Origin of the sequence: Massilia genomosp. 1, assembly GCF_011682185.1 — a bacterium.
GTDB classification, from domain to species: Bacteria; Pseudomonadota; Gammaproteobacteria; order Burkholderiales; family Burkholderiaceae_D; genus Telluria_A; species Telluria_A rubra.
Window position 1 is genome coordinate 1 of sequence record NZ_WHJF01000681.1, and the last position, 240, is coordinate 240.

At 57.9% G+C, this 240-nt stretch carries 1 protein-coding gene; it reads left to right on the forward strand.

What is annotated here, in order from left to right; genetic code table 11:
* Window positions 1–240 (forward strand): transposase (locus tag F1735_RS35235; protein WP_167241671.1); only part of this gene is annotated, 240 nt, incomplete at both ends.

A 240-nucleotide genomic window follows, 5' to 3' on the forward strand; every position in this document is an offset into this window, starting at 1 on the left:
AATTGCCAACGATCTGCGACCGCGGCACCAAGTGCAACGCGCAGGGTTACAAGACCAGCTGGAACGGGTACAAGCTGCATATTGACACTGCCGATTGTGGCGTTCCCATCGCCGCCTTGCTGTGTTCTGCGTCGATGCATGACAGCCGCGCCGCCGTGCCGCTGTCGCACATCACGAAGCAACGGGTCACCAATTTGTACGATGTGATGGATGCTGCCTACTGCAGCAAAGAGTTGCACG